Annotated in this window: 6 protein-coding genes; 4 read left to right on the top strand and 2 right to left on the bottom strand. The window is 68.9% G+C overall.

The window, feature by feature from the left end; all coding sequences use genetic code 11:
• Positions 1–44 precede the first annotated feature (44 nt).
• The 3 genes from OG293_RS20745 to OG293_RS20735 all read left to right on the top strand — a co-directional run bounded on the left by OG293_RS20745 (position 45) and on the right by OG293_RS20735 (position 3,224).
• Complete coding sequence (locus tag OG293_RS20745; RefSeq protein WP_406000277.1) at positions 45–1,586, top strand: chloride channel protein; 1,542 nt, start codon at positions 45–47, stop codon at positions 1,584–1,586.
• Between the two features lie 261 nt (positions 1,587–1,847).
• Positions 1,848–2,540 carry a DUF4142 domain-containing protein gene (locus OG293_RS20740; protein WP_406000276.1) on the top strand — a complete coding sequence of 231 codons (693 nt, stop codon included), beginning with the start codon at positions 1,848–1,850 and terminating at the stop codon, positions 2,538–2,540.
• 318 nt (positions 2,541–2,858) lie between these two features.
• Positions 2,859–3,224, top strand: a complete 366-nt coding sequence (locus OG293_RS20735) for an STAS domain-containing protein (RefSeq protein WP_406000275.1) — start codon at positions 2,859–2,861, stop codon at positions 3,222–3,224.
• Positions 3,225–3,517: 293 nt separating this feature from the next.
• Here the strand turns inward: OG293_RS20735 and OG293_RS20730 are convergent, their stop codons facing one another.
• On the bottom strand, positions 3,518–4,390 hold the full coding sequence (locus tag OG293_RS20730) for a potassium channel family protein (RefSeq protein WP_406000274.1): 873 nt from the start codon (positions 4,388–4,390) through the stop codon (positions 3,518–3,520).
• Between the two features lie 522 nt (positions 4,391–4,912).
• The gene (locus OG293_RS20725; RefSeq protein WP_406000273.1) at positions 4,913–5,980 is read right to left on the bottom strand and encodes a PucR family transcriptional regulator; all 1,068 of its coding nucleotides are present in this window, start codon (positions 5,978–5,980) and stop codon (positions 4,913–4,915) included.
• A gap of 1,118 nt (positions 5,981–7,098) precedes the next feature.
• On the opposite strand from OG293_RS20725, the gene OG293_RS20720 reads away from it, so the two are divergent.
• Entirely contained in the window at positions 7,099–13,326 is a 6,228-nt protein-coding gene (locus OG293_RS20720) for an RHS repeat-associated core domain-containing protein (protein WP_406000272.1), read from the top strand.
• Positions 13,327–13,346: the final 20 nt, after the last annotated feature.

The following is a 13,346-nucleotide window of genomic DNA, read 5'->3' as shown; positions in this document are numbered from 1 at the left end:
CGCACTCCATGGCCCGGGGCTTCGCCCGACCATGGAGTGCATGCGTGCTCGTCCCCCTTGCCGGAGCCGCAGCCGGCGGTGGCGCCGTCGTCTTCCGGTGGTTGATCGAGACGACGACCCGACTGCTGTCCGGACGCACCGATCCCGCGCTCCACGACGGGCCAGCACACCCTCATGCGCCCTGGCTCGGTCCGTACGTCGTGCTGCTCGTCCCGGTCTTCGGCGGGCTGCTGTACGGACCCCTGGTCGCTCGCTTCGCCAAGGGTTCCCGCGGCCACGGAGTGCCGGACGTAATGCTCGCCGTCGAATGCAACGGTGGCCGGATCGACCCCGCCGTCACGGGTGTCAAGGCCTGGGCGTCCGCCGTCACCATAGGCTCCGGCGGCTCGGTCGGCTGCGTAGGCCCCATCGTCCAGATCGGTTCCGCGCTCGGCTCCCTGCTGGGTCGCTTCACAGGAGCCACCGGCGGCCGTGTGCGCCTGCTGGTGGCCTGCGGAGCCGCGGGCGGCGTGGCCGCCACCCTCGGAACCCCGCTCGCCGGCGCACTCTTCGCCATGGAGCTGATCATCGGGGTGCGCAGTGTCAGAGCATTCTGCGCGACGGCGACGGCCGGCGCCGCCGGAGCCGCGATCGGTCACCTCGCCTTCGGTGGCGCCCCCCTCCTCAGGGTGCCGCCCTTTCACGCCGACCACATCAACCAGTACCTGCTCCTTGCGGCGCTGGGCCTGGTCGCCGGCGGGGTCGGCACTGGATTCACGCACGCTCTCTATCTGGTCGAGGACGTGTGCAACTGGGCCTGGCGCGGCCCGGAATGGCTGCGCCCGGCAGCCGGCGGCGTACTGCTCGGCCTCGTGCTGCTGGTCCTGCCCGAGATGTACGGGACTGGCTACCCGGTGCTCGAAAAGGCAGCCGAGGGCGGCTACGCGACCAGGATTCTGCTGCTCCTGCTCGCAGGCAAAGTTCTGGCTACCAGCCTCACCCTGGGGGTCGGCGGCGGGGGCGGCGTGTTCGCGCCGACGCTGTTCGTCGGAACCACACTCGGTGCCGCCTACGGAACCGCGCTGAATCAGCTGCTGCCCTCCACCGCGGGTGCGGTCGCCTCATACGCGTTGGTCGGCATGGGCACCGTGTTCGCCGCCACCTCCGGCACTCCCCTCACGGCCGCGGCGCTCCTATTCGAACTCACCGGCCAGTTCTCGATCGTGCCGCCGCTGGCTGTGGGCATCGCCCTCGCCCTGCTCACCGCCCGGCTGCTGTCACGGGACACGATCTATACCCTCAAACTGCGTCGGCAAGGTGTCGACTTCACGACGCGGTCACGGCGGTGCGCATATGGGGCGGGCGTATCCGCCAGGACACCGCCGGTGCTGACACTGCCCGCCTCCACCGAAGTCATTGAAGCCGCACGGCTGTTGAGACTCTCCCCGCACGGCGCACTGCCCGTGCTGGACGCTCACGGGCGCTGCCTCGGCGTGCTGACCATCCGCGCGGCGGCCGATGCCCTTGCACACCTCGACAGCTCCACGGACACGGCACCGCTCACGGCAGGCGATCTGGCCGGACGCGACGCCGAGTCCGCCGGCTAGGTGTACCGGCTCGCAAGGGTGTTGTCATGGCTGGTCGAGGCGGGTTGCCTGCGATGGTCGCGGCGTCGGAATGTCCTGATTCTCTTGGGCACATCAGGGAGACGCATCACAGCGGTGCCGAGCCGGACGAGCGCCCATTTCAAAGCCCGTTGAACATCTCCGTGCTCGCCTGCGTATCTACTCCTGCGTGCCGTGCCAGCCGCCACAACGAGCTCCCGACGACATGAAGGAACAGTCTTCAATGCCGAACCGGGAGGCATCATGCGTCCGAACCGACGCGCAGCACGGCCCAAGGCTTCGATGCGGACGATTGCGATCATCGCTGCGGCCTGTGCCGCCGTCGCCACCGTCCTGATCGCGATACGGGGCGTCAGCAGCGAAGCATCGGCTGACCCGACGACAGCCGGTGTCGCTCAGCACGGCAGCGGCCACACCACCACCTCCGGCGCCCTCGGCCAGTCCCAGGCGGGCCCGCAGCCGGTGACGGAGGTGGACAAGACCTTCCTCATCAAGGTGCGGCAGGCCGGGCTGTGGGAGATACCCGCCGGCCGGCTCGCGCAGACGCACGCCTCCAGCGATGCCGTGAGGCGAGCAGGACTGCACCTGATCGACGGCCACAGCAAGCTCGACCAACTGGTACGCGAGGACGCGCAGATCCTCGGGGTCGCGCTCCCGAACGAGGCCACACCGGAGCAGCAAGGCTGGGTCACCCAGTTGGACAACGCCCACGGCGACGAATTCGACCGCCTCTTCGCCAACCTGCTGCGCGCCTCGCACGGAAAGATCTTCGCCACGATCGGCGAAGTCAGGGCCGCCACCCAGAACGACCTGATCCGCCGTCACGCACGCCAGGCCAACCAGACCGTCCTTGATCACCTCGAAGTCCTCGAAGACACAGGGCTTGTCGACCCCAAGACCTTCCAGGAGGTCGAAGCCGCCGTCAAACCACAGTAGGCACACGGCGACCGGGCTGGGCACGTACGAACACGTGCACTCACGTTTGCACTGTGCAATGATTCATGACGGGGGCCCGGCTGATGGACGGCCTCTGCCCGGGAGCTCGGCACTGGCACGGTGACTCAGCTCAACAACGCACGCCGTTCCATCGGCCCGGGCCCTCCCTGTCCTGTCATCCTGACCAGCAACGTCAGGGAAGATGGGCGAGCGACGGCCCGCCCGGAGGCGGCCAGAGCCGATGGCGCTTAACATGCCCACAGGTGCGCCGGGAATTCTGGTCGGCAAGCAGGCGCTCGCTTTCCGTGGAGCCATCCGATGCCGCATACCCCGCACAAGCCCCCTCGCCGGTGGAGCAGGTTCCTCCACCGGACATTCCTTGCGCAGAGAACCACCGTCGTACGGCTACAGGGCCAGATCGACCTGCGCACCGCGGAGCGGACCACCCGCATGCTGTTGGATGGCCTGCGCGGCCTCCCGGACATCCTGGAGGCCGACCTCTCGGACGTCGACCATCTGAGCCGTGACGGCACCATGGTCTTCCTCATCGCTCGCGAACACGCGCGAACCCGGCGAACGCGCCTGATCGTGACCAACGCGTCTCCACAGGCAGTCGAGATGCTCGGCAGGGCCGGTCTGCGGGGCATTCTCGCGGCCGGGGGCGGGCACAACGCCGGGAGCTAATGAGATCAGGACCCTCACGTGGAGCTGGATCCTTCACCATGACGGAACAACGATTCCCAGGCAACGCGCGGTGACTCCCTACGGCGACGAACTCGTATGTACGACACTCGCCGACATCGCGCCGACGGACGACACATCCGTGACCGTGCTCACCACACCACAAGCCGGTAACTGACAGGAGTACCAGGGGAGCAGTGCCTGACATGGCAAACTCCAGCTGCATCCCCATCTGCCCGTACGCGCCCTCTTTGGCACGCACCATGTCGAGGACGGGCGAATCCATGGTTCCTCGCTCAGATCTGACTTCTGCCGTGATCTTCGGCGTACGCACGGTAAATGCCGGCCACTGTGCCACCGGTGTGCAGGAAGCGCTGGTCGAGGATGAGGGCAAGGTCCTCCAACGCGGTGGTCAACAAGGAAGCGGCAAGCCGTACCTCCGCATGTCCGACGGCACTGCCGCGGTCGGCGAGTGCGGCGGCGTACGGGATTCGGCTGGCCAGGGACGTGTGGTCCTCGCCGTCGTGGAAATAGTAGGACTCGGCGTACTGGACGAAGTCGACCGAGATGCGGGCCACCTCGGCAGCGAGGTTGTCCAGGATGGCGGTTCCCAGCGGCGAGTCGAGCTGTAGTGGCGAGGGGTCGTTGCGCTGCAGCTGCGACAGTCGCAAGGCCAGTGCCCGTCTGCGCGTGAGTGCCGGATAGATCTCCAGGACCCATGAGACGGTGGCTGTCAGGAGAGCGAATCCGACGAGGGCTTCCAGAGGCGCGATAATGCGGAGCCACGACTCGATCGGGGCGATGTCGCCCAGTCCAAGGGTGGCCACCGTAACCAGTGAGATGTACAGAGCATCCACCAGGCCGCCGTGCTCGGCCGGGTCCAGCCCGGCGGCGAAGGAGAAGGCGTCAGGTATGTGGGGCCAATAGATCAGCGCCCATCCCACAACCACCGTGCCCGCCCACATGGCCACCACCGTCACCATGGCGAGCGGGCCGGCGAGTCCCGTCCCACGGTTGCGGAAGGGGAGCCGCTGAGACAGTTTCCACAGAGCGGTCATGACGCGCCGACTGATCCCTCCGTGACGAGTGGGATGCCACAGCGTGTGGAACACGTCCCGCAGGGCGAACATGACCAGCCCGGCTCCGGCCAATGACACCAGCCACTTCATACGCGTCTCCCAGCGTGCGGCATGCGCGGTGCCCAGCATGCCCGGCGGCCCGCCCGGTCCTGTGCAGGCCACACCTCAGTGGTTGGCACCGCATTCCGGTCTGACTCGCTGCGCGCCCAGATGTGCACTGGGCCATCCGTCCGGGAGAGTCTTGGGGGCGTGTCCTCACTTCTTCCTCAGCAGGCTCAACACGATGCACCCGCAGGGCAGATGATTGTCTGCGGTGACGACGCGTTGGCTGCCCGTCTCGCCTCCGAGCTGCACGACGTCTACATGGAACGGGTGACGCTCGCGCCCCGCCTGCCCGATTTCCCCGGAACGCACAGCCCACGGCGGCGCCGAATCGTAACCGGACTTCCGGGCTGTTCGGACGAGTGTCCGCCGCGATGAACCGACCGGGCGGTGCCAACGAGGTCGGCTCCAGTGGAGAATTCCTGCTCCCGGTCCGGGAGGTGGAGGCCGCCGAGCCGTCGGAGGAGGCACTGCGTCAGGCCGGTGTGGAGCGGGCCGCCCCGGCGCGGGTCAATCGTCCGTGGCCGGCCAGTTCAGCAGGCGCGCGCCGATGGTGGCCGTCTGGAGGGTGTAGCGGTGCATCGGGTCGGACGGGTCCGACCCGGTGAGCTGGTGGATGCGCTCCAAGCGGTACGTCAGGGCCCGCACGCTCAACGAGAGCCGGCGGGCGGCCTCCGCGGAGACGCAGCCGGAGTCGAAGTACGCCTGCAGGGTCTCCAACAGCGGTTGCGCGCCGCCCCGGGCGGTGCGCAAGGGCCCCAGGGTCGTGCGGACCAGATCCGCGAGAGCGTGGCGGTCGCGGGCCAGGACCGGGAAGACCAGGAAATCGGCCGCGCGCAGCAGGGGCTCGTCGAAGCCCATGCGGTCGGCCAGGTCCAGCGTGGCGAGGGCCTCTTCATAGGAGTGGGCGACGCCTCCGCCGCCGTGCTGGGGCCGGCCGACGGCCACCCGGCCCCGCTGCCCCGCGGCGGCGTATGCGTGTTTGGCGAACCAGGTCGGCACGTCCGGCTGGTCGCCGGGAGCGATGCACAGCAGGCGGCCGTCCTTGGTGGTGATCAGGATGCTGCGGCTCCCGAAGCGGCCGAGCACTGCCTGCTCGACCGCTCGGGTCACCTGGTGGAAGTCGTCGTATGGCTCCGCGCCCTGCGCGACGGCGACGGCGTATGCCCCGGAGAGCAGCAGGCCGTAGCGTTCGGCCCGGTCGGCCAGGCGGCCCAGGTGGCTGCGGCCGTGGAGCAGGTCGTCGATGAACTCGCGGCGGTCGGCTTCCTCCTGGCGTACGGCCTCGCGCTGGGCACGCTCGTACCCTTCGGCGAAGGCGTCTATCGCCTGTTCGACGACTGCGAGGACGGCACCGGGCGCGGCAGTGCCCGAGTGCAGCGGCGGCCAATTCGTCCGCGTCGCGGCCAGATGGGCAGTGATGCAGGACCGCAAAGACACGCCTGCCTCCGCAGCCCGCTCACCCTGACGCCTGCGCGCCTCGATCTGATCCCGCCCCAGACGCCTTCCGGACTCGGCCGCACCGGCCAGCAGTTCCACGTAGCCCTGGGTGAAAGGGTCGGTGGGGTTGTCCACCATGACACGGCCTCCTAGATGCCGGGGAGTGCGGCGTTGGGCGCCCGGAGCGGACCGGTGGTGGTTACCGCGATCACGGGGGCCCGAGTGCAACAGCGAGCACGAGGTCCGCAGGTCTCGGTGGGGGGCGTGGTGAGGGAGCGCTCGTGGGGGATTCGCCTTGGGCGCCCGGTACGGGAGCGCCGGAGCGCGCAGCCAGTACCGCTGCTGTATCCGGGAGAGAGGGCACACCCGCGCCTGCACGGGTGTGTCGCCGCGACGGCACATGCCTGGCGGGACGAAATGCGGAATCCGGGCACGGCGGTGTGAGAGAAGCTGCCGCGATGCGGCAGCGCGCCGTGTATGATAGCCTCGTACGCCATGGCCGTGGCCCCCCTGATCTGCGAAGAGAGATGCCCCTTATTCGCCGACCAGGCTTCCCGGCACTCCGAGTCGAACTTTACACGTCCCTTACGCCGCCCTTCCGGGACGCCCACAGTGGCCCGTCCTGGCTCATTGCCGGAAGCAGGCAATGGGTCGGACTGCGGCCTGTCGCCTCCACGCGACTCGCATAGGTGTACGGCTGCAGTGCACCCAGGAGCACGCCATCAACGCGGCGGCAGAAACCTAGGGAAATTTCCCAGCCGTCGCGCCTTTGCCTGTGCATTACTTGACGCTGGAAGGCTTCCGGATGCAGGTGAACGGAATTGCCTCTCCTTCCGCTTGGTGCCCCCACCGTTGCGGTGCTGCCGCGCGCATCGTGACCTCTGGCGTGTGCATCGAGGGGCGGAAAGGAGCCTTCCGGGTCTCGGCAATGTGGCGTATCCGCCTTCCAGTTCGCCCACTGACGGGAATGCGCTAACGCGGCATCAGGATCTCGTTCACAGTCGACAGGCAACCGAATTGCCGGGTGATAAACACCACTCCGAACGGGGGAACCGGGAAGATCATTTAGGTCCGCTTGGTGTGGATCGCGGCTTTTGTGAGTCGCTAGGTTCTCCTCTTACACCGCCTTTAGGCGGTGTTTGGATCCGCAGAGACTTGAGGAATTAATGAGGGTTCATTCGTTCGCGCCCAAGTGGCGCGAACGGTCGTGGACCGGGGGGAGCAGCCGCTACGTAGCCGGCTGCATAGCCCTGGCCATGGCCGTCACCTTGCTTGACGGGACGAGCGCCGCGATCGCGGCGCCGGACCGTGCCAAGCCCACCGCTCCGCAGAAGGCGGTCGTGACCCAGGCGGCGGACATCCCGTCCGCCCGCGTGGCCGCACGGCTGTCGGGCAAGCGGGTCGAGGCGCTCGCGGAGCGCACCGAGACGTCCACGACGTGGGTGAACAAGGACGGTTCGCTCACCACCGAACTGACCGCCGGCGCGGTCCGCTTCAAGGACCCTAGCGGTGAGTGGCAGAACGTCGACCTGGACCTGGTGACCGACGCCACCGGCGTGGTGACCCCCAAGGCTCACCCGCACGGTCTGAAGCTGTCCGGCAAGTCCGGCTCCAAGGCGGCCTCTCTGCGCGCCGCGCAGGCCGACAAGGCCACCGACCTGGTCACCCTCGGCGAGGGCGACCAGCAGATCACCTTGCAGTGGAAGGGTGGCCTGCCCGCCCCCAAGCTGGCCGGGACGCGGGCCACGTACCAGGACGCGGTGCCGGGCGCGGACGTAGTCGTCGAGGCGACCCGCAGTGGCTTCGAGCAGTTCGTCGAGATCAAGAAGAAGCCGTCCGCGGAGGGCTTCTCGTACGCGCTGCCGCTGAAGGCCAAGGGTCTGAAGGCCAAGCAGCAGGCCGACGGCAGCGTCCTCTTCACGGACAAGAGGAACAAGAAGACCGCGGTCATGCCGGCCCCGGTGATGTGGGATGCCACTGTGGAGCCGGTCTCGGGTGAGCACACCCGCCGGGTCAAGGTCGGCCTGAAGGTGGTCCAGAAGGGCTCCGCCCTCGACCTGGTCGTCACCCCCGACGCGAAGTTCCTCGCGGACCCGAAGACGAAGTACCCGGTCACGGTCGACCCCTCGACCTCGGCGCTCTCCAACGTCTTCGACACCTACGTCCAGCAGGGCGAGACCGTCGACTGGTCTGCCGACACCGAGCTGGACCTGGGCAATCCGGGCACGAAGAACGCCGACGGCACCTGGCGCACCGCGCGTTCCTTCATCTCCTGGAACACCGCCCCGATCTCCGACGCGCTGGTCTCCAACGCCACCCTGAGCCTGTGGAACTTCCACTCCGGCAACACCACCTGTGCGGCGCAGTCGTGGGAGGTGTGGTCCACCGGTGCCGCCACCACCTCCTCACGGTGGACCGCGCAGCCGTCGTGGACCGCCAAGAAGGCCACGTCGACGGAGACCAAGGGCAACCCCGCCTGCACCTCCGCCCCTGACGGCTGGATCAACGCCAACGTCAGCACGCTGGTGCAGGAGTGGGCCTCGGCCAAGGCCGCCAAGGGCAACATGGGATTGCGAGCCACCGACGAGTCGGTGTCCGCCCCGTGGAAGCGCGTGAACTCCGCCAACGCCGCCACGAACGTCCCGAAGCTGACGGTCACGTACAACTACCGTCCGCGCACCGGCACGAAGCAGGAGGCGGGCGCCCCGTTCTTCTCCTTCGGCGGCGCGTACGTGGTCAACTCGACCACTCCGGTCCTGCGTGACACCTTCGTCGACGCCAACGGCGACAAGGTCAACGGCACCTTCGAGATCCGCGACTCCGTCACCGACACCCAGGTCGGCAACTACCTGGTGTCCCCGTGGGTGGCCTCGGGCCAGCCCGCTTCGGTGACCGTCCCGGCCGGTGTGTTGACCAACGGCAAGACGTACAAGTTCCGTACGTCCCCGTACGACGGCACCCACTACAACTTGGGCTGGTCGGCGTGGAAGACCTTCACGGTCGACGCCTCTGCCCCTTCGGCTCCGACCGGCATCAGCTCCACGGACTACCCGTCGACGGCTTGGGTCAAGGGCGTGGGCCAGGCCGGTGTCTTCACCGTCACCCCGAACGGCACCGACCACAACTGGCTCGAGTGGTCGCTGGACGGCGTGACCTGGACCAAGGTGGCCACCGGCGGCTCGACTGCGGCCAAGGCGATCACCGTAACTCCGGACAAGGACGGCACGCACACCTTCCAGGTGCGTCAGGTCGACAAGGCCGACAACAAGTCCGAGGCAATCTCGTACGGCTTCCACGCCGGCCCGGGCGGCTTCGTCCAGCCGGGCGCCGGTGAGCGCACCGCGCGCCGCCTGCCGCTGGTCGCCGAGGCCGACGCGGCCAAGTACGACAAGGTGTCCTTCTCCTGGCGCCGCTCCGACGCTGACGCGTGGGTGCAGATCCCGGCCGACGACGTCACGGCCGACGGCACGGCGCTGACGGCTTGGCCGGTGCCGCTCACAGGTGGCAAGAACGCTCCGCTGGTGTGGAACGCCACCGACACCGTCAATCCTGACGGCACGGTGCAGATCAAGGCCGACTTCACCGGCCCGAACTCCGCCACCGGCGCCACCGACCCGCTGCAGGTCGTCGTCAACCGTGACGGTGACGACGCGGCCAGCACCGAGGTCGGCCCGGGTTCGGTCAACTTCCTCACCGGTGACTTCACGCTCTCCGGCAAGGACGCGTCCGCCTTCGGCATGTCCGTGGTGCGTACCGCCTCCTCCCGTGACCCGCAGGCCGCGGCGAAGCTGATGGGCGCCGACGGCGGCCAGGCGGCGATCTTCGGCAAGGAGTGGCTGTACGGCGCGTCCGGCAGCCAGGTGAGCTCCCCGTACGGCGGTCTGGTCAAGACCTCCGACACCTCGCTGAGCATCTCGGTCATCGGTGACGACACGAAGTACCACTTCACCGCGAACAAGGACCAGAACGGCTGGATCCCCGAGGCATGGCTGTCCGACTACACCCTGACGGGCAGCTTCACGGGCAACTTCACGCTGCGCGACGGTGAGGGCCGGGTCACGACCTTCGTGCCGGTCCCGGGCACCTCGCCCAAGGCCTGGCGCGCCTCGACCGTCTACATCGACGGCCTGAGCAACTCCACGACCACCACGGTCTGGGAGAACACCACGGTCGGTGGGAAGCCCGCGGTCCGCCCGAACAAGATCATCGCCCCGACCTCGGCCGTCACCGCGGCCGGGTGCGAGGCCGACTCCGCGACCCGCGGCTGCCGCGTGCTGGAGTTCGTCTACGCGGACACCACCACCGCCACTGGATCCTCCACGTCCGCCGACTTCGGCGACTTCGCCGGCCAGGTCAAGGAGATCAAGCTCTGGGCCACCGGGCCCGACGCCACCGCGGCCACCGCCAAGTCCGTCGCCACCTACCGGTACGACGCCGGCGGCAAGCTGCGCCAGCAGTGGAACCCGCAGCTGTCCCAGGGCAGCCAGACGCAGTACTCGTACGACACCGCGGGACGCGTCACCTCGCTGACACCGAGCACCGAGCTGTCGTGGGACTTCACCTACGGCCAGGCGGGCAACTCCGCCACCGCCGGTGACGGCATGCTGCTGAAGGCCGAGCGCGCCACCCTCACCCCGGGCAGCGCGACCCAGACAAACGGCACCGCCACCACCAGCGTCGTCTACGACGTCCCGCTGACCGGTACCACCGCCCCGTACAAGATGGGCGCGGCCGACGTGAAGGCCTGGGGCCAGACCTCGGTCCCCACCGACGCGACCGCTATCTTCCCTGCCGACTCGGTCCCGTCGTCCAACAGCGGTGGCAGCCTGACGGCGGCGGACTACCAGCGGGCCTCCATCCACTACCTGGGTGTCTCGGGTCAGCCGGTCAACACCGCACAGCCGGGCGGCCACATCAACACCATCGAGTACGACCGCTTCGGCAACACCGTCCGCCAACTCTCGGCGGGCAACCGGTCCCGGGCCCTGGGCCTGACCCCGGCCGACCAGGCCCAGCTCGCCGACCTCGGCATCGCGGGCCTGACCACGGCCGAGCGCACCGAGCTGCTCTCGGTCCGCTCCGTCTACAGCGCGGACGGCTCGCGCCTGATCGAGGAGCTCCAGCCGCTGCGCCGCGTGGACCTCGCCCGGGCCCTGATGTCCGGCTCCACCGAGCTGGTCGCCGCGGGTACCTCGGTGACCGCGCGCCCCTGGCTGGTCAACACCTACGACGAGGGCCGTCCCACCGACGGCTCCGCCAAGGTCGAGGGCCAGTTGACCACCAGGGTCACCGGCGTGCAGGTGCGTGAGCACCCCAGCGTCCAGGGCGACCAGAAGGTCAACAAGACCGAACTCGACTGGGTCAAGGGCCTGCCCGTGAAGTCCATCGAGGACGCCACCGGCAAGGCGCTGACCACGGTCACGGAGTACGACGCCGAGGGCCGCGTCGCCAAGCAGATCCTGCCGGGCGGCACCGCCACCGCGGCCACCACGCGTGTCTCCACGTACTGGTCGGCCACCGGCACCGGCGCCTGCCAGGGCCGCCCGGAGTGGGCGGACCAGCTCTGCCAGGTCGCGCCCGGCGGCACCGTCGCCAGCAGCCAGCCGGCCGAGCTGCCCACCACCGCACTCGAGTACGACTTCTTCGGCAGCACCGCCAAGACGACGGACACCGCCAACGGCCAGAGCCGCACGGTGACCGTCACGTACGACGACGCCGGCCGCCCGGTCTCCTCGAAGACCACCGGTGGCCTGGGCACGGCGATGCCCGACGCCAGCACGGAGTACGACCCGGAGACCGGCAAGGTCGTCAAGACCACCTCGCCGACCGCCGGCACCGTCACCCGCGCGTACGACAAGCTCGGACGCCAGATCTCGTACACCGACGCGGACGGTGGCACCACCACCTCCGAGTACGACGCCCTGGGCCGCCCGACCAAGGTCAGCGACAACGTCCCGTCCTCGGTGACCTACACCTACGACCAGACGGCCGAGCCGCGCGGTCTGGCCACCAAGGTCACCGACTCTGTCGCGGGCGCCTTCGGCGCCACGTACACGGCGGACGGCGACATCGCCAGTGAGTCGCTGCCCGGCGGCTACAGCATGAAGCAGGTCCGCGACGCCGGCGGCGAAGTGACCCTGCGCGCCTACACCCGTGACTCCGACGGCGTCGCCATCTACAGCGACTCCGTGGCCCGCACCGGCATGGGCCAGGTCTCCCGCCACTCCGGCTGGTCCGACCAGGAGTACACCTACGACACCGCGGGTCGGCTGACGAAGGTGGCGGACACCGCCGACACGGTCTGCACCGTCCGGACGTACACCTTCGACAGCCGCGCCAACCGCACCGGGCTCACGACGGCCGCCGCCACCCCCGGCGCCGACTGCCCGACCAGCGGCGGCACCAGCACCACCAACACCTTCGATAGCGGTGACCGCATCACCAACAGCGGTTACAGCTACGACGCCTTCGGCCGCACCACCGCCATGCCGGGCGGTGCGACCATCGGCTACTACACCAACGACCTGGTCCGCCAGCAGACCATGAACGGCACCCGCCAGACCTGGAACCTGGACGCGGCCCACCGCCTCCGCTCCTGGACGGTGGAGACCGGCAGCGGCTCGACCTGGACCCAGACCCAGTCGAAGGTCAACCACTACGACGGCGACGGCGACACCCCGCGCTGGATCACCGAGAACACCACCGGCACGGTCAGCCGCATGGTGGAGTCCCTCGGCGGCCCGCTCGGCGCCATCACCGGCAAGACCGGCCAGACCGTCCTGCAGCTGGCAAACACCCACGGCGACGTGGCCCTGCAGCTGCCCCTGGATACCGCCATCGCCCCGGTCGCGCTCGACAACGACGAGTACGGCCAGGCCCGCACCGGCCAGTCGGCCGCGCGCTACGGCTGGCTCGGCCAGAACCAGCGCTCCGCCGAGACGGTCACGGGCACGATCCTGATGGGCGCGCGCCTGTACAACCCGGGCACCGGACGCTTCCTGTCCATCGACCCGGTCTTCGGCGGCAACAGCAACGCCTACGAGTACTGCTCGGGCGACCCAGTCAACTGCACCGACCTCGACGGCCGCTTCAGCCGCTCGAGGACCAAGTATTACTCGTGGGGCCGCATCTCCGCCTCCTACTGGGGCCCGAACTGGGGCACCGGTTTCGGCGGCGTCTCCATCAAGATCGTGGCGAACAAGCGGTGGACGTACCGCATCGGCAGCTACGGCTGGGTGACGTACACCATCGCCGGAGCCGTCCTGGGCCTGCTGGCCTTCCTGTTCCCGCCGGCCGCACCCGTCCTGGGTGTCCTGGCCGCTCTGATCACCATCATCGGAGCGTCCATCCAGTTCATCGCCCAGTGGGCGGCGGCAAGAGGCCAGTGTCTGCACATCAATGTCGGAGCCAGCGTCTACACCAAGTGGTGGATCCCGCGCTACTCCTACGGCAGGTACGCCTACCCCTGGCGCGGCGGCTGCTGATCAGCCACCACGACTGAGGT

The organism is Streptomyces sp. NBC_00829 (genome assembly GCF_045161795.1).
Taxonomy (GTDB): Bacteria; Actinomycetota; Actinomycetes; order Streptomycetales; family Streptomycetaceae; genus Streptomyces.
The sequence above is the reverse complement of the archived record's forward strand: the minus strand, read 5'-3'. Positions and strand labels throughout refer to the sequence as shown.